Here is a 15,838-nt window from a genome sequence, read left to right on the forward strand (position 1 = left end):
CAAGTAGCTTGCCTGAAACGGGGGAACAACGTAATGAATCGAATTTTGTTCGGCATACTTGTCGTCGTGACGACATCATTGATGGGCTCGTCTTTTGCAGTAGGAAAGATTGGATTGGCCTATTTTTCACCATTGCTACTGGTAGGACTGCGTTTTACGTTGGCAGGACTGATCATGGGCGCGTGGGTATGGAAAAAGCCGCTCCCGAAGTCGGCGGGTGACTGGGGGAAGCTATGTTTGATCGGATTTTTGCAGACGGCCGCCGTCATGGGGTGTATCTTTTTGAGTCTGCGTTCAATCACAGCGGGTGAATCCTCGATCCTGACGTTTATGAATCCACTGCTCGTGGTCGTATGGGGAACGTTGTTTCTAGGTATATCCTATCGGCTGACGCAATGGATGGGTGTTCTGATTGGACTGGTTGGGGTGTTCATCACGCTTGGCTTCCATCTGCAATGGGAGACGGGAACGCTGTTTGGTATCGGGTCCGCCCTTGCGTGGTCAATGGCCACGATTCTCGTCAAAAAGTGGGGAGTCCGCTTCAATGTGTGGGTGATGACAGCCTATCAGATGTTGTTCGGAGGAATTCTTCTCCTCGTTATGGGGTTCACGCTCGAAACGCCGAAGCTGATTGTGACACCGACCGCTGTGTTCGTCGTCCTATGGCTCGCGATCATGGCTTCCATTGTGCAGTTTGCGACGTGGTTTTACTTGTTGAATCATGGAGATCCGGGCAGGACGAGTGCTTTCTTGTTCCTCGCTCCGTTCTTCGGTGTTTTATCGGGTTGGGTGTTGCTGGGTGAGGTAGTGCAATGGCATGTGTATGTGGGAGGATTGTTGATTTTCGCAGGGATTTTCCTGGTGAACTGGACGTTTGCTCCACGGAGGCAAGTAAGTGAAAAAGCACAGCTGGCAGAGTAGCTAGCTGTGCTTTTTGCATTCATCTACATGCAGTCCGAACTCGGTCATAAATCCAGAGCTGCCTAACGGCGTGACACGGACTGCTCTCCCGCCCGGCACTCGCTCGATCCAGCCAAGCTCAAAAAAACGGTTGGTGAGGGAGGCCCCGAGGCTGCCTGCCAAGTGGTGGCGGCGCTCGCTCCAATCCAAACACGGACGGGCAAAACGACGTCTGCTCTTCGGCTTAGCCTGAAGGTCTACGCCGAGTGATTGTAGCTTGGTTTTCCCCGCTTCACTGAGCACGTAGTCTTGGCCGGATGCTTCAATCAACTGCAATTCCAGCAATTTCTGCGTCAGGGCAACGCCCACTTCGCCTGCGAGATGGTCGTAGCAGGTGCGAGCATACCGGATGGCTCGCAATTGGTCGGACTCGCGCAAGGAACGGACAGGCTTAGGAGCAGCGATCGTCATTAATGATTCTAGGGCATGGGCGACATCAGGGCTGGCTAGGCGATAGTAGCGATGTCGGCCGTGCGACTCGCTGACCAAAAGACCGCCTTCCACCAGCTTTGCCAAATGCGTGCTTGCCGTTTGGGGGGTGACTTTTGCGGTTCGTGCGAGTTCACTGGCGGGGAGTGCCTTGCCGTTCATCAGGCTGACCAGGATGGAGACACGAGATGGTTCTCCTATGAGGGACGCGACCTCTATAATATTCGGGCTGGTACTCATCAGACAGAGGACCTCCTCCATTATTTTTTCTTCTATTAATGACTCTAGCAGAATCTTACAGCTAAAAAAACTAGAGATGTTCGTATATAGCTGGTGTAAAATATATCCAAACATGAAATGGGGGAGATCTACATGGAGAGCAAGCAATGGCGAGTAGGAATTTTTTTATTTGACGATGTGGAGGTATTGGATTTTGCAGGTCCGCTTGAAGTATTCTCGGTGACGTCTATGGAAAATGGCAGCCATATACCTTTTCGTGTAGAAACGGTATCGGAAAAAGGGAGCATGATTCAGACGCTGAATGGTCTGAAGGTTCAACCTGATTACAGCTTTGCCAATATGCCTGTTTTTGATATTCTCATCATTCCTGGCGGGGTAGGTGCGAGGGAACGAGAAGTACATAATGAGCAGGTGATCAAATGGATTCGTGAGCAAATGCAGCAGGTGGAGCTGATGACCTCTGTCTGCACAGGAGCTTTTTTACTTGCAAAAGCAGGCTTATTATCGGGCAAAAAGGCAACGACCCATTGGGCCAGTCTCGATCGAATGGAAAAGGAATTTCCAGAAGTTATTGTGCAAAAAGGAGTAAAATTCGTGGATGAAGGAAATATCGTGACATCTGCTGGGATCTCAGCGGGAATCAATATGTCCTTTCACATCATTAAACGATTAGTAGGTGCGGAAGTAGCAGAACAGACTGCGAAGACAATGGAGTATGATATTGTCCTCTAAAAGAAAGCGGCAGTCCATCTCTTTGGATACAAGACCAAAGGATGGGCTGCCGATGTATAACAGCTATACGATTTACTTCGAGGTAATGCTTTCACCTTGACGCGGATTCAATCCGTTCTCCCACTGTACGCGAAGGGATTTACTAGTGAACAAATCTTTACCGTCAGAAACCTGATAATGCAGATGAGGCTCGCTGGAATTGCCAGAGTTGCCACATACCCCAAGCAAATCCCCTTTCTCCACACGATCGCCAACCTTCACCTTGGCGGAGCCTTCCTTTAAATGGGCGAAGTAGCTGAATTCTCCGTTGCCATGATCGAGGATGACGACGTTGCCAGCGGGCTGCTGCGCGTTCATCGCTCCGACAGGGACATTATCCTTGATATCATTGACGACATGCACGACGGTTCCTGTCTGCGGTGCGAGTATTTCTTGCCCGAATGCGAAGTAGCTCTCGTTTTTCGCAGGATCACCTTTGTAGGATAATCCGTTTTTGACCTGAATCAGATCGTATGCATAGCGTTGGCCCTCCACCTCGTAGTGATAGTTTGAAAGGACATTCTGACCTCCCCAGAACACATACCACTCACCTGCAAACGGTGCGCTATACGCTAGCTTTGTCAAAGCATTGTCGGTGTCAGGGTAGCTTTGCAACGGCTTTAATAAAACGCCGGTAATGATCCCTTTTTCATCCGTCGTAAGGACAAGGCCCCGTTTGGCGTCCTGATCCACCCAGGTGTCATAATCACTGCCGTTTACGGACGTGTGGGAATGGTGATTCCACGACTTCACCCCCGAGCTAAAAGCAGTATACCCTTCTACAAACTGTGCTTTTGAAACCTGCTGTTTGAATGACGAGCTTGTTTGCTCATATACATCCTCTATTTTTCCGTTAAGGAGAGCTTGCACAAAAGATTCCGTTTTAACCGTCATCGTCTTTGCACCTTCTTCTTTCTTTGTGGGAGATTCAGTAGTAGAGGGGATTGCGGTTGCTTCTGATTGCGCAGCACATCCTGTCAAAAGAATTGCTCCTACCCCTAGTGAAATCCATACGTTTTTCATGTCGCCACTCCTATCTTTTTCTTAGCGCTAGCTCTATTATAGAAAGCCACTCTTATCGGACATGAAACGCTGCCTTACAGGATGCTTAAATCGATCACGGCAAAATTATGATTCCGTTAAGGTTGTTGCGAACGCGCGCTGACACTACGCATGATAAAATGGAGGATAACGCAAAAGCGCAAAAGGAGCGAAGTGATCGTGAAAGATGCAGCTATCCTTCTCGTGGACGACGAGCAAGCCATTCTCCAATTGCTTGAGACTGTACTGCACAAAGAAGGATTCCACTCGATCGACAAGGTGAAAACGTCCGAGGAGGCGCTCTGTGCATGCGAACGAAAAAGCTATGACCTGATTGTCCTGGACGTAACGCTTCCGAACATGAGCGGCATAGAAGCATGTCCATTCATCCGCCGTCTGACGGATGCGCCGATTTTGTTCTTGAGTGCGAGAGATACCGATTTTGACAAGCTGACTGGATTTGCCGTTGGCGGAGATGATTACGTGACGAAGCCGTTTAATCCGATGGAAATCGTCGCACGCATCAAGGCATTGCTTCGCCGTACGCGCAAACCGAACCCGGTCGTACCGACAGCACCCATTCAAGGGGTCTATGATTTTGGGCGTTTTCAAGTCTATGAAGCAGCAGGGGAGCTCTGTGTGGAGGGGAAAGTCATTCCTTGTCCGTCCCTTGTTTTTCAACTGTTGCTATTTTTGTGCAAAAATCCGAATCGGATATTTTCGAAAAGCGAGCTGTACGAACGAGTATGGGGCGTGAATAGCTTACGTGACGACAACACCATCATGGTACATATCCACCGGATTCGGGAGCGCATCGAGCCCGATCCAGCGCAACCGGAGTTTTTGGTGAACGTCAGGGGACTCGGGTACAAAATGGTGAAAAAGGGCCTTCCTTATGAATATTAAGAGTAGAATCGCGCTCCATCTGATCATGTGGTTGGTGCTGGTTGGCCTCATTCTTTTTGTGTTAGCCGGGTTTACGTTATATTGGACGCTTGAAGAAATGTCAAAAGTACAGTCCTCTCGTCAATTTGAGAGTGTCGGCTTGCAGAGGCTGATCCAGACCATTGAAGTAGAGGGAGAGGATGTCCGTTTTGACCCGAAGCTGCTCGAGGAGGTGCGAGAAAGCGGAGGGTGGCTTCAGCGAATTGATGAAAAGGGTTATGTCACCGACTCTTTCTTTACCCCGCCTGACGTACCCAGCTACTACGGTCCTGGCCAATTAACGGCTTATTGGCTCCGAAAAAGCCCGTTTCCGTATCAGCTATCGCTATGGATACAGGAAAAAGACGGCGTAGTACACACCTTGCTGTATGGAATGACGAACCGCGATGACGACTTCTTGCAGCAGATGATTAAGGAGGCTGATCGTAAAAATAACGAGATCATGCTTCCTCCAAGCGTCCAAAATCAATTGAAGAGTAAAGCGGGCTGGGTACAGCTCCTTGATCCGAAGGGAGCGGAGCTGGCTTCATTCAATAAGCCTGCAAAAGCGATTAAGGATTTCTCGGTGGAAGAACTGGCGCTACGCTCGATATACCCAGATCGCTACGGAGCAACAATCGTATCGCATTATGATCAAAAAAGCGGCCAAACCTGGGTACTCAGTTATCCGTTGCCAGGAACGACTCCCGGGGAAGAACCGCTATTGACACCGGAAAGTAAGGCCCTTTTCATCGGGATGGGCATGTTGCTCTTGTCGGCGATGTTCGTCTTCGGGATTGTGTCCTACTTGTTCGGACAGCGATTTGGTGCACCGATTGTTCACGTTTTACGATGGCTGACCTTTCTGCGTGGAGGAAAGTACGAGGAGCCAGCCAATGCGGATGGTGTTCCGCTCAGCCAAGACAAGCGAGGGAAGAGAAAGCGCAAATACCGTATCTACCAAGATGTGATTGACTCGATGGATTCTTTGTCGCAAACGCTTTATCGCAATGAAAAGCTGCGCCAAGAAACGGAGCAATTGAGAAATGAGTGGATCGCAGGCGTTTCCCATGATCTGAAAACACCACTGTCCTCTGTCAAAGGGTACGCGCATCTGTTAGGAAATGCTGAGTATACGTGGACGACAGAAGAGGTACATACTTTCGCCAAAATTATTTTGGACAAGTCAGCGTATATGGAAGACTTGATCAACGATTTGGCGCTGACGTATCGATTGAGGAACGGACAAGGCGCCCCTACAGTCGAGCTCGTTGACCTGAATGTTTTCACCGCTGAAGCCATTACCGAAGCAGCAAAACATCCCTTGTACCCGGAAGGCTGCATCCGGTTTACCCCCTCTGCTGAACCTGTTTACATGCTCGTCTACAAGCCATGGTTTCAGCGTATCGTGGATAATCTGGTAGCTAATGCCTTGATTCATAACGAGAGTGGTACGATTGTGTCCATCAGCGTACAGGCAGTCGAGCCATCAACAGCAATGCTCATTTTTAGCGACAATGGTAGTGGGATGGATGAAGAAACAGCAGATCGACTTTTCGAGAGGTATTATCGTGGCACAGACACCGAGTCCCGCACGGAAGGCTCTGGCCTTGGGATGGTCATTACAAAAGCATTAGTGGAAGCGTTTGGTGGTTCAATCGAAGTGAAAACAGCTGTCGGGCAGGGGACGACGATTTCGATTACGTGGGAAGCGGAGCAATCGCCTCGGGCTTAAATAGGCTAATATGGAGAGGAAAAGGCTGCGTTTGCGAGGTCAGGGGTGACCAGCAAAGGCAGCCTTTTTCGTTTGAGAGATTATCGTCGTTATACCTTAAATTGCTGAATCGATTCATGCAGCTCGTCCGCCATTTTTGACAAGGAAGCAGCAGAGGACGAAATTTCCTCCATAGAGGCTAATTGTTGTTCAGCGGCAGCAGAAATGTTTTGTGTTCCGAAAGCCGTTGTCTCCGCAGTGGTGGCAATCGCTTCAATGGAATGGACAGCTTGCTCTGCTCCGGTTGTCATGTGATGTGTGGCTGTGGTAACTTGCTGAATTTGACGTGCTACTTCTGTCGTTCCAGACAAAATTTCCTGGAAGGCCTTGCTGGCTTCATGTACGACTTCGATTCCAGCCGAAACCTCAGATGTCGTCGTCTCCATCACGTATACGGCTTTGTTCGTATCGACTTGAATCGCGCTAATGAGGTCTTTAATCTGTTGAGTAGATTTTGCTGATTGCTCGGCCAAGATACGTACTTCATTGGCGACGACAGCAAATCCACGTCCATGCTCTCCAGCACGGGCAGCTTCGATCGCAGCGTTTAGCGCCAACAGGTTCGTTTGTTCGGCAATTGATGTGATGACCTCAATAATTTTGCTGATTTCTGAAGAGCGGTGACCAAGCATTTTGATTGATTCTGCCAGCTCTTGGACAGTAGTGTTGATGGAATTCATTTGAGCGATGCTACCGACAATCGCTTCATTGCCGTTTGAGACCAGCATGTTCGTTGTATCGACTGTCAGAGAGACTTGTTCGGAACTGGATGCAATTTGTTGCAGACTCGAGGACATATCGTTGATCGTCTTAACCGTTCCATCGATCGTTTTGGACTGATCCTCTGCTCCGATGGCGATCTCTTGCATCGTGACGGCAATTTGCTCGGTTGCCTTGCTCGTCTGTTCTGCACTCGCCGTCAGCTCCTCAGAGGTAGAAGCAACATGCAGAGAGCTGATGCGGACGCGAGAGATGAGCTGGCGCAAATTCTCTGTCATATGGGTCACGTCATGTACCAATTGCCCAATTTCATCACGGTTTTTTATCACGATGTCTTTTCCGGACAGATCACCACCAGCAATTTCTTTCACACGCTCGGTAACCAAGGAGATCGGCTTGGAAATGAACCCAGAGGCGTACCACGAGACGACGAATCCGACGATCAAGAAGATTCCCAGCACGAGCATCAAATCAGACAGTACTTCTTCGGCAGGGGCATTGAAGTCTTCCATGTAGCTGCTTGCACTTACGATCCATCCCCAGTGAGGGTCTAGCTTGGAGTAGGCGATTTTCGGATAGAGAATATCTGGCTCCGCTGGCTTCAACCACTGATAGTATGTAAAGCCGCCACCTTCCTGGCCACGCTTAATCATTTCTTGGGTAAAAAAGATACCGTCAGGATCTTTTGCATCCCACTGATTCTTCCCCTCGATTGTAGGAGAGGCCAGCATGACACCTTTCTCATCCAGAACGAACATGTATCCACTGGCACCAGTATCGATATTTTTGTTAATGGAGCGGGTTCCATCAGATTGCTTAGGCCCGAGGATGTGAATTTTTACTTGCTCTTGTGCATCTTCTTTGCTGATTTTGCCAGCTTCGACCTGTTTCTGGAGAACATCAATCATTTCAATCGTCAAGTTCACGTTGTTTTTTAAGATGCGGCTGCCCATGTCGTCCAAGCTGTAGCTCGCAGAATAATAGCCCTGAATTCCAATGTTAAGGGAAGGAATCGCCAATAGTAGCAGACATAACAGGACGAGCTTAGTACGAAGAGAGCTTGAACGGGAGAACTTGGTTGTTTTCATAAAGAACACCTCGTTGGTCCATAGTATTTGATCTAGAAAAGAAAACACCAAGATGATTGCCCTAGACTTACGTTCCTATATCGACAAAATGAAAACGTTTTTAAAGAGGATTTTCAAAAAATCTACAAAAAAAATAAGATAAGTAATCGTTGCTGCATAAATGAGCAGATTCGAAAGCAGTACAGACCAGCAGGAAATGGTATGATTAGGAAGATAGGACGCTTACGGATGGAGGCTATCTAATGAAATTCATCGATAATCAAGGGATTACAGATCCACGCATCAATTTGGCGATTGAGGAGTACGCCCTGAAGCATTTGCCTAACAGTGACGACTACTTGCTGTTTTATATTAATGAACCTTCTATTATTATCGGGAAAAACCAAAACACAATTGAAGAGATTAATGCAACTTATGTAGAGGAAAACAATATCCACGTCGTTCGCAGACTGTCTGGAGGCGGCGCTGTTTATCACGATCTGGGCAATCTCAACTTCAGCTTTATTACGAATGATGACGGCGAGTCCTTCCACAATTTCCGCAAATTCACGGCTCCTGTGGTACAAGCCTTGAAAACATTAGGGGTAGAAGCAGAGCTGACAGGACGAAATGACATACAGGTCGGGGAACGAAAAATTTCTGGAAACGCGCAGTATTCGACCAAAGGACGCATGTTCAGCCACGGCACGCTGCTTTTTGATTCGGAGATGGAAAACGTCGTGTCTGCTCTCAAGGTAAACGCAGAGAAGATCCAGTCCAAAGGGATCAAATCTATTCGCAGCCGTGTCGCCAACATCTCGGAGTTTTTGGAGACGAAGATGACCATTGAAGAGTTCCGTCTGGCGATTCTCCGTTCGATTTTTGGAGAAGGGGAGATCGAAGAATATAAGCTAACTGAAAAGGACTGGGAGAACATTAACGAGCTTTCCCGTTCCCGTTACCAGACTTGGGAGTGGAACTACGGCAAATCTCCGAAAAGCAACTATCGTCAATCCAAACGTTTCGATATCGGCACCGTGGAGATTCAGCTTGATATTGAGAAAGGCAAAGTGAAAGAAGCGAAAATATACGGAGATTTCTTCGGTGTACGTGATGTAGCGGAGCTGGAAGCAGTGCTGCGAGATACGCCGTATGATCGTGCCTCAATCAGTGATCGACTGGCCGATATCAATCTTCAAGAGTTTTTCGGGAAGCTGGATCAAGCGTCTTTTGTCGATCTATTGCTCGTCTAAAAAAGTACGTCAAAAACCTAACTTTTGTTAGGTTTTTTTCATTTCCTCCTCTGATAGCATTAGTTTGCATTATTTTGTCATACAGAAGAAAAAGAGGGGGTATTTACATATGGGCAAACAGCAGCCAAAAGCCAAAACAATCTTAACCGCCGTTGTTTCCACTGGTTTTTTGCTTTCCTTTGTCGGCAATGTCTATGCAGCCGTTTCCTATCCGATTAAAGAAATCCAGACAATCGGGACAGCCAGCCCGTCAGTAGCAGAAAACCAAACAGATAAGGAAGTACGAGAGGTATCAGAGGAAGTAGTAGAAGAAGAGAACCAGTCATGGGAGTCCTTGATAGAGTCAGAGGGGCATACAGCGACCAACGGCTTTATTGCCTATCGATTGGAGACAGCTCCAGACAAGGCACCTGTTGCAAAGGACTTCCGTTTGACGGCCGCTATAGATGATCGAAATCCCACTCGGATCAAAATCAAAAGCTTTGTCTGGCTAGAGGAAGAACAGCTAGTTTTGCTCAGTTTTTCACCGATTCGTGCAGCGAAAAAAGAACAGACGGTTTCCCTGCGCTTACAGTATGACGGCGAAGAAGAGGAATTTGAACCATTCGTGATTGCCGAAAGAGGGACAAAAGCAGAGCGGATCGAGCTGGTAGCAGTCGCTGAGGATGCGCGGCTATCTACCAAAGATAATACGGATAAGTCGCTAACGCTGATCGCCGTTGCATTTGATGAAAATGATCGCGTGGTTACTGGACGGGAGCTGCTCTGGAGCTCTAGCAATAGACGAATTGCCTTTGTCAACATCGAGGGCAAGGTAACAGCCAAGAATGAAGGTCTGGTAGAAATTACGGCAAAAATGGACGATGCGGAAGCCGTCTTTGAGATAGCCGTAGATGGAGCGGAACTGCCTGATTTGCCCGCGCTATCTGTCAGCGAGACGTTGATAGAAGAAGCAGGAGCAAATGATGGCAGCATCACGGCAAAACAAACGCTCAAGCTGTCTAACGGCAAGTTCCTTGATGAACTGTCTGCCGATGATATCAAGGTACATAATCTGCCTGAAGGGCTGGATATTGAGGTCAAACAAGAGAGCGACGACGAGCTCACCATTTTGTTTACGGGACAGGCCAGAAAGCATGCAGTCGCGGACACTGTAAAAGAGGTCAGCTTCACGATCGACAAGCGAAGCATCAAGCGCGCACAGAAAGATGTCACGAGCGACAGTTTTTCCATCCGTTTCAAAGACCCCGTCATTGTGATTACGCCCCCAAGCGATCCTCCGCCGATCCTGGCTCTGCTAAAAGCGAAGAGAGCAGTCGAAGAGCTGTTTACGGATGGGAAGAAAGAAGAACTACGGGCAGGAACGACCCAGAAACAGATCGATGATGCGAAGAAGCTGGTCGAGGGTCTGGACAATCGTGTATCGGAAAAGCCGGGTCTGCTTGCTGATATCAGGAAGGCACAGGAGCAGTATGACGACTTGCTGTTAGTCGAAGCAAAAAAAGCCGTTCGTGACCTGTTCACCGATGAAAGCCAGGCAGCGCTAAAACCAGAAGTGACACAGAGCACCATCGATGCAGCGAAGGCAAAGGTAGATAGGCTAAAAGATGGCTCGGAGACAAAGGTATTCCTGTTAGCGGCTATTCAAAGAGCGCAGGAGCTATTTGATCAAGGGGATAATCTGCTGGAGGAAGCAAAGCGAGCAGTTGAGGGACTTTATACGACGAATGATATGGTCGAACTGAGGCCCAAGGTCACGCTGGAAATGATCGATGCGGCCTATTCCAAGGTCGAGCTTCTGAGGGAAAGTCCAGAAAAAACACACTGGATGTCCTATGTAGCAAAAGCACAAATGTTGTTCAATAACCCACGCATAGATCGTTTGCCAGATGCCAAGATCGAGCTGCCGATTGCAACGACTCAGTCCCGTCAAGTTACGATTGCCGACAAATGGGAGCCAGCAATGGACAAGAGGGCATTGAGCGAATATCTTGAGGTATCTGTAAAAAACCAGCCTCTTTCGTACAACTATGACAACCAGTTAGACCGTTTTGTGATCAATGAAAAGGAGTACATCACCGTCGAGGTCGACGAGTCTTTACTGGAAATGACCCATGGAGATTATGGAGTGACGATTAAGGCCAAACCAGCGGTTGCAGAAGATGACAACTCTTATGCAGTGTTCAAGCTGTATCGGGGTGAAAACTTGCTGGATACAGAGGAGATTGGTGTCGGCTTTGACGCTACCAACCCACAATTGTCTACAGATGTCACTGAAGAGGGAACAACCTATACATTGACAGCGTCAGAACCACTTCGCAATGACCCGAACCCTAATTTACAGTTGTTATTCTCACCTTCCGGGAATTTTGACGACAAGAGAGAAGTAACGGCGTATGCAAAATTCCAGGTGTCAGGAAACACCATTCGCGTTACGTTTCAAGATACTTTCTATACCACGTTCGGGTCTCTCATCACGGAACAGAGCAAGGTTTCCTTTGAACCGGGCTTCATGAGGGATAAGGCTGGGAATCTTATACAAGGTACCGCAACAGCACCTGTAAAACCCAAGCAATGAGTAAGCCAAAGTCCATCGAGGAGGTACGAACATTGCAACTAGAGGAACTGACTGCTAGCACTGCGCGGGCGTATAAATCGTTAGTGCACCCCAAGCACCTGGAGTTGCTGGACCAGATCAATGGCTCATCTGTTTGGGGATTCGGGGCTTCTAACAACAATCAGCCTGCGGGCATCGTGTTGGGGCGATCCGCTGTAAACGAAGGACAGGCCAAGATCATCGAGCTTGTGGTAGCAGAGGGGCATCAACGGCGGGGAATGGGCATGAAGCTGCTGTGGCACGCTGAGCAAAAAATGAGAGAGCAAGGCATCAGCGATGGTCAGTTCGCTGGCTTCATCAAAGCACAAGATTTTTCATGGCTCTCCAAAATTGCGATCAGGGAAGGCTGGCAGTTGCCAAAGGTAAAAACCTATATGTACACACTCGGCTCGATGCGGTTGGGTGAATGCCATTGGGTGGAGAGGCTGGCGCTCCCCGTAGGTTTTACCCTCTTTTCATGGAAAGACCTGACACCAGCAGAGCGACTGGAAATTGAACAGGGAGAAGGGCAATGGTACACGCCGCAATTGTCTCCGTTTTTTGAAGAAGGAAAATTTGATCCCGATTACAGTACAGGCTTGCGCTATCAAGGGAAAGTCATTGGCTGGGTGATCGTACAGAGAATGGCCGGTAATCTGCTTTTGTACAAAACGATGTTCGTCCAGGAAAAGTATCAGAAGCAGGCAAGAGGAATTACGCTGTTGATGAAAACCATTGCACAGGTGCAGCCAGTGTTTCCCTTTGGCATGTGCTTTGTCGAGCATGACAACGAGCCCATGCTGCGGTTTATGGAAAGAAGATTGGGTCCGACGATTTTGCACCGGAAGCTCTGGATTGAAACGACGAAGGTACTAGTCAGACAATATTCGGATCACTTCTGTTAAAAATGTATGCTTGTCACGCAGGGGTAGCGGCGACCGTCGATATGAAAAAAGGATAGAGATTCAGGGTTTCCTGAATCTCTATCCTTACTTTTTTTAGACTACATGGAAGGAACTTTTCTTCCACTCGGTTGTTGCTTTGTGACTGAACGGTATTGCAGTTGCTTTCTTTGGAAATGGTTGTTCCCGATCAGGGCAAGGATCACGAGCAAGGTCCCGCACAATTCGTAACGGCTGATCTCATAGCCTTGAAACGCCATCATGGCAAAGGTCGTGATCGGAACCAGGTTGATAAACAAAATGCCGTTGAGCGGAGTGAGCAGCTTGATGCCTGCATTCCAGCTCAAAAGAGCTACAAAGCCAGGTAAAAGAACCATGAACGCCATTTCGTACTTGATGGACATCACCGTTTCGACGGTAGGAACCGGAAGCCATTGAAAGAGGGAGGAAGTCGTGACAATTACGAAATTCACTCCTGTTCCCAAGAGACACGTCAACGTGGAGTAGCGAAGCGTAGACCACGTGTTAAAACGCCCGCCGCCGATCGAGTAGACGACCCAACCCACGACACCGATGAAAATGAAGAACAATGGAAGCAAATGCTCACTCGCTGTAGTAAAGAAGGTAAGATTGCCATTGGTAATAACAAGGACAGCGCCGACCAAAGCTACGAGAATCGTCGCCAACGTATAGTACGGCGGCAGCTTTCTAGTGGTAATGGACAAAAGTATAATCGAGATCATTGGCATGAGCACTTCCATAATGGACGCTGCAATCGTGCCTGGCTCTCCCATCAAATCCTGCCCGAGAAATACTCCCATATTGTAGACGGTAAACGCCATTGTTCCAAAAAACAGCAGAGACTTCCCGCGCCCCTCAAAACGAAAAGCAGACAAGCCTTCTTTTGCCCAGAGCAAACCGCACAAAATGATTGTTACGAAAAAATAGCGAAGAAATGAGAAGTAAAATGGATCGATCTCTTGCAGTGCGATGTGCGCCACCGGAAACATCGCCCCCCATGACATACTGGCGACCATGCAGAAAATTGACCCCAAAAGTAGTTGCTTATTCATTATGCGATTTCTCCCTTTTGATATGTGTTCAAAAAGACATTTCTTTTTGAACTTCCTCTATGATGCTGACTTACCACATCATACTGGATGGAAATATGTTAGTATAATGATTGATAATAACTTTATGTATCATTTTCAGTGATAGATGAAATGAGGGAGAGAAACGTGGAGATCAATGATTTGAAAATATTCCAGATGGTCGCCACATTGGGCAGCGTGAGCAAGACCGCCGCCGAGTTGAGCTACGTTCAGTCGAATGTGACGGCGCGGATCAAGCTGTTGGAAAAAGAGCTGGGGACACCTTTGTTTTATCGCAACAAGCGAGGCATGACCTTGAATACAGAAGGGAAGCGCCTGCTCGAATATTCGCGAGAGATCATCGCCAAGTTCGAAGAAATGCAAAAGTACTTTCATCGGGCTTCCGAGCCGTCCGGGGTGCTGGAGGTTGGGATGGTCGAGACGATCAATGCCCTTCCGAGGTTGCTATCCTCGTATTGCAGCCAGTATCCGCATGTGGATATCTCTCTTAAGGCAGGTGTGACAGAGAATTTGCTGCAAAAAGTACTGGATCTCGCGCTGGATGGAGCGTTCGTGAGTGGACCGATCAGCCATCCTTTGATCGAGCAGGAGCAAGTTTTTCAAGAGGAGCTGGTGTTGGTAACGAAAAACAGTTCCTTCACTGCCAGTGATATCACAGGGAAAGCTCTTTTGCTCTACAAAAAGGGCTGTGGGTATCGAGAACGGTTAGAGACCTGGATGAAGGTAGAGGGCTTGATTCCGAAAAAAGTGATGGAATTCGGAACGTTTGAGACAATTATCGGGGGCGTGGCAGCGGGGATCGGCATTACCATTTTGCCGAAGTCGGCGGTACATCACTTGGTCGAGAGCGGAACGGTTCATATTCATCGCATCCCGGAGCCTTATCATGAGGTAACAACCGTCTTTATTCGCCGAAAAGATTCATTTGTAACGAACACGATGCAAGCGTTTCTGAACGAAATTCGTTTGCAGAAAACGAAAGCGTAAGTGCTGCAAATTCCTCTTCCATATGTCAGAAAAATATGGTAAATTTTATTTCAGAACAAACGTTCTATATTTTGCTGTGCAGAAGAAGGAGGGAGCGGCTCGATTGATGGACAGGTATACTGAAATTGACGAAGTGATCGCTTATATACATCGGCATTTAGACGAGCCGTTGCCGCTTTCCCGGTTGGCGAATCATGTTGCGTATAGCCAGTATCATTTTGCGCGGATTTTTAAAGAAAGAATCGGTCTCCCGCCTCTTTATTACGTATCGACCATGCGACTCCAAAGGGCAAAGGATTTACTGCTAAGGACGAATATGAGTGTTCGCGACATCGGTCTGGAAATTGGCCAGCAGAGCCTGGGGACGTTCTCTACCCGTTTTACGGAGCGTGTCGGGGTATCGCCTAGCGAATTTAGAGAAACCGCCCAACTAGCGGAAGACCGTCTCCTTTCCTTGCAGCAGTTGACAGAGTGGACTCGGTTACATCCGTCCCCCGAGCGACCGATGACCATTGCAGGAACAATCGAGTCCACGGAGCCTTTTCAAGGCGTCATTTTGATTGGATTGTTTGCCAAGCCGATTCCAGAAGGTCTTCCTCTATACGGAACATTGCTGCCCTCACTAGGCAATTTTTGTTTTACCAATGTCAAGCCGGGCACGTATTACTTGATGGCGACGTCTGTTGCCTGGGGCATGCAGGCGATGGATTTTCTCTTGCCGTACGAGACATTGCGCACACGTTCCAAGAAACCAATCATTGTCACACCAACTACGATCGTCCCTCATCAGCAAGTTACACTTCATGTGCCTCATCCGGACGACCCTCCCATCTTGATTTCTCTTTCTTTGCTCATGAACAGATTCATTCAGCGGCTTCCTCAATAAGAACAATAGTCCCTTGTCTCAAATGGCGGTCTTTACGAATCAGCGGACTGCCTTTTCGTCATGCTTTGGTTAGAATGGAGCTTCTTGGGAAAGCCTACTATCACAATAGTCGAACTTTTTTCTGCGAGCAGGATATTGGACGAAAAAACGAAATGATAACTAGGCGCGAATATCAT

13 protein-coding genes are annotated in these 15,838 nt (G+C 48.1%); 9 read left to right on the top strand and 4 right to left on the bottom strand.

The annotated features are described in order from the left end of the window. The first annotated feature begins 33 nt into the window (after nucleotides 1-33). Nucleotides 34-921: a DMT family transporter gene (locus HP399_RS07220; protein ID WP_173620573.1), complete on the top strand. Its 888-nt coding sequence runs from the start codon at nucleotides 34-36 to the stop codon at nucleotides 919-921. Here HP399_RS07220 and HP399_RS07225 read toward each other — a convergent pair whose 3' ends face one another. Further along, entirely contained in the window at nucleotides 922-1,629 is a 708-nt protein-coding gene (locus HP399_RS07225; RefSeq protein ID WP_173620572.1) for an ArsR/SmtB family transcription factor, read from the bottom strand. Nucleotides 1,630-1,761: 132 nt separating this feature from the next. On the opposite strand from HP399_RS07225, the gene HP399_RS07230 reads away from it, so the two are divergent. Beyond that, nucleotides 1,762-2,361 (top strand): DJ-1/PfpI family protein, encoded by a 600-nt coding sequence (locus HP399_RS07230; protein WP_173620571.1) that lies wholly within the window; start codon nucleotides 1,762-1,764, stop codon nucleotides 2,359-2,361. Between the two features lie 72 nt (nucleotides 2,362-2,433). On the opposite strand, the gene HP399_RS07235 is transcribed toward HP399_RS07230, so the two are convergent. Next, nucleotides 2,434-3,423: a M23 family metallopeptidase gene (locus HP399_RS07235; RefSeq protein ID WP_173620570.1), complete on the bottom strand. Its 990-nt coding sequence runs from the start codon at nucleotides 3,421-3,423 to the stop codon at nucleotides 2,434-2,436. A gap of 198 nt (nucleotides 3,424-3,621) precedes the next feature. Here HP399_RS07235 and HP399_RS07240 point away from each other — a divergent pair, with 198 nt between their 5' ends. Together HP399_RS07240 and HP399_RS07245 are read left to right on the top strand one after the other, a co-directional pair. Then, complete coding sequence (locus tag HP399_RS07240; protein ID WP_173620569.1) at nucleotides 3,622-4,347, top strand: response regulator transcription factor; 726 nt, start codon at nucleotides 3,622-3,624, stop codon at nucleotides 4,345-4,347. Then, on the top strand, nucleotides 4,337-6,100 hold the full coding sequence (locus HP399_RS07245; RefSeq protein WP_173620568.1) for a sensor histidine kinase: 1,764 nt from the start codon (nucleotides 4,337-4,339) through the stop codon (nucleotides 6,098-6,100). The genes HP399_RS07240 and HP399_RS07245 overlap by 11 nt, the downstream gene beginning before the upstream one ends. 89 nt (nucleotides 6,101-6,189) lie before the next feature. Here the strand turns inward: HP399_RS07245 and HP399_RS07250 are convergent, their stop codons facing one another. After that, nucleotides 6,190-7,947 carry a methyl-accepting chemotaxis protein gene (locus HP399_RS07250; RefSeq protein ID WP_173620567.1) on the bottom strand — a complete coding sequence of 586 codons (1,758 nt, stop codon included), beginning with the start codon at nucleotides 7,945-7,947 and terminating at the stop codon, nucleotides 6,190-6,192. 242 nt (nucleotides 7,948-8,189) lie between these two features. Between HP399_RS07250 and HP399_RS07255 the strand changes: the two genes are divergently transcribed. The 3 genes from HP399_RS07255 to HP399_RS07265 all read left to right on the top strand — a co-directional run bounded on the left by HP399_RS07255 (nucleotide 8,190) and on the right by HP399_RS07265 (nucleotide 12,680). Continuing rightward, nucleotides 8,190-9,179 carry a lipoate--protein ligase gene (locus HP399_RS07255; protein ID WP_173620566.1) on the top strand — a complete coding sequence of 330 codons (990 nt, stop codon included), beginning with the start codon at nucleotides 8,190-8,192 and terminating at the stop codon, nucleotides 9,177-9,179. A 109-nt stretch (nucleotides 9,180-9,288) separates the two neighbouring features. Next, on the top strand, nucleotides 9,289-11,757 hold the full coding sequence (locus HP399_RS07260) for a toxin Cry1Ac domain D-VI-related protein (RefSeq protein WP_173620565.1): 2,469 nt from the start codon (nucleotides 9,289-9,291) through the stop codon (nucleotides 11,755-11,757). A gap of 32 nt (nucleotides 11,758-11,789) precedes the next feature. Beyond that, nucleotides 11,790-12,680 carry a GNAT family N-acetyltransferase gene (locus tag HP399_RS07265; RefSeq protein ID WP_173620564.1) on the top strand — a complete coding sequence of 297 codons (891 nt, stop codon included), beginning with the start codon at nucleotides 11,790-11,792 and terminating at the stop codon, nucleotides 12,678-12,680. A 98-nt stretch (nucleotides 12,681-12,778) separates the two neighbouring features. Here the strand turns inward: HP399_RS07265 and HP399_RS07270 are convergent, their stop codons facing one another. After that, nucleotides 12,779-13,750: a DMT family transporter gene (locus tag HP399_RS07270; RefSeq protein WP_173620563.1), complete on the bottom strand. Its 972-nt coding sequence runs from the start codon at nucleotides 13,748-13,750 to the stop codon at nucleotides 12,779-12,781. Nucleotides 13,751-13,915: 165 nt separating this feature from the next. Between HP399_RS07270 and HP399_RS07275 the strand changes: the two genes are divergently transcribed. Together HP399_RS07275 and HP399_RS07280 are read left to right on the top strand one after the other, a co-directional pair. Continuing rightward, nucleotides 13,916-14,776, top strand: coding sequence for a LysR family transcriptional regulator (locus HP399_RS07275; RefSeq protein ID WP_173620562.1), 861 nt, complete (start codon nucleotides 13,916-13,918; stop codon nucleotides 14,774-14,776). 106 nt (nucleotides 14,777-14,882) lie between these two features. Next, entirely contained in the window at nucleotides 14,883-15,662 is a 780-nt protein-coding gene (locus tag HP399_RS07280) for a helix-turn-helix domain-containing protein (protein ID WP_173620561.1), read from the top strand. Nucleotides 15,663-15,838 lie beyond the last annotated feature (176 nt).

This window comes from Brevibacillus sp. DP1.3A, from assembly GCF_013284245.2.
In the GTDB taxonomy this organism is placed as follows: Bacteria; Bacillota; Bacilli; order Brevibacillales; family Brevibacillaceae; genus Brevibacillus.

What these genes read in the sequence shown, in the direction of transcription:
- HP399_RS07225 (WP_173620572.1), bottom strand. Translation starts at nt 1,629, where the DNA reads ATGAGTACCAGCCCGAATATTATAGAGGTCGCGTCCCTCATAGGAGAA.
- HP399_RS07235 (WP_173620570.1), bottom strand. Translation starts at nt 3,423, where the DNA reads ATGAAAAACGTATGGATTTCACTAGGGGTAGGAGCAATTCTTTTGACA.
- HP399_RS07255 (WP_173620566.1), top strand. Translation starts at nt 8,190, where the DNA reads ATGAAATTCATCGATAATCAAGGGATTACAGATCCACGCATCAATTTG.
- HP399_RS07220 (WP_173620573.1), top strand. Translation starts at nt 34, where the DNA reads ATGAATCGAATTTTGTTCGGCATACTTGTCGTCGTGACGACATCATTG.
- HP399_RS07260 (WP_173620565.1), top strand. Translation starts at nt 9,289, where the DNA reads ATGGGCAAACAGCAGCCAAAAGCCAAAACAATCTTAACCGCCGTTGTT.
- HP399_RS07230 (WP_173620571.1), top strand. Translation starts at nt 1,762, where the DNA reads ATGGAGAGCAAGCAATGGCGAGTAGGAATTTTTTTATTTGACGATGTG.
- HP399_RS07245 (WP_173620568.1), top strand. Translation starts at nt 4,337, where the DNA reads ATGAATATTAAGAGTAGAATCGCGCTCCATCTGATCATGTGGTTGGTG.
- HP399_RS07280 (WP_173620561.1), top strand. Translation starts at nt 14,883, where the DNA reads ATGGACAGGTATACTGAAATTGACGAAGTGATCGCTTATATACATCGG.
- HP399_RS07270 (WP_173620563.1), bottom strand. Translation starts at nt 13,750, where the DNA reads ATGAATAAGCAACTACTTTTGGGGTCAATTTTCTGCATGGTCGCCAGT.
- HP399_RS07250 (WP_173620567.1), bottom strand. Translation starts at nt 7,947, where the DNA reads ATGAAAACAACCAAGTTCTCCCGTTCAAGCTCTCTTCGTACTAAGCTC.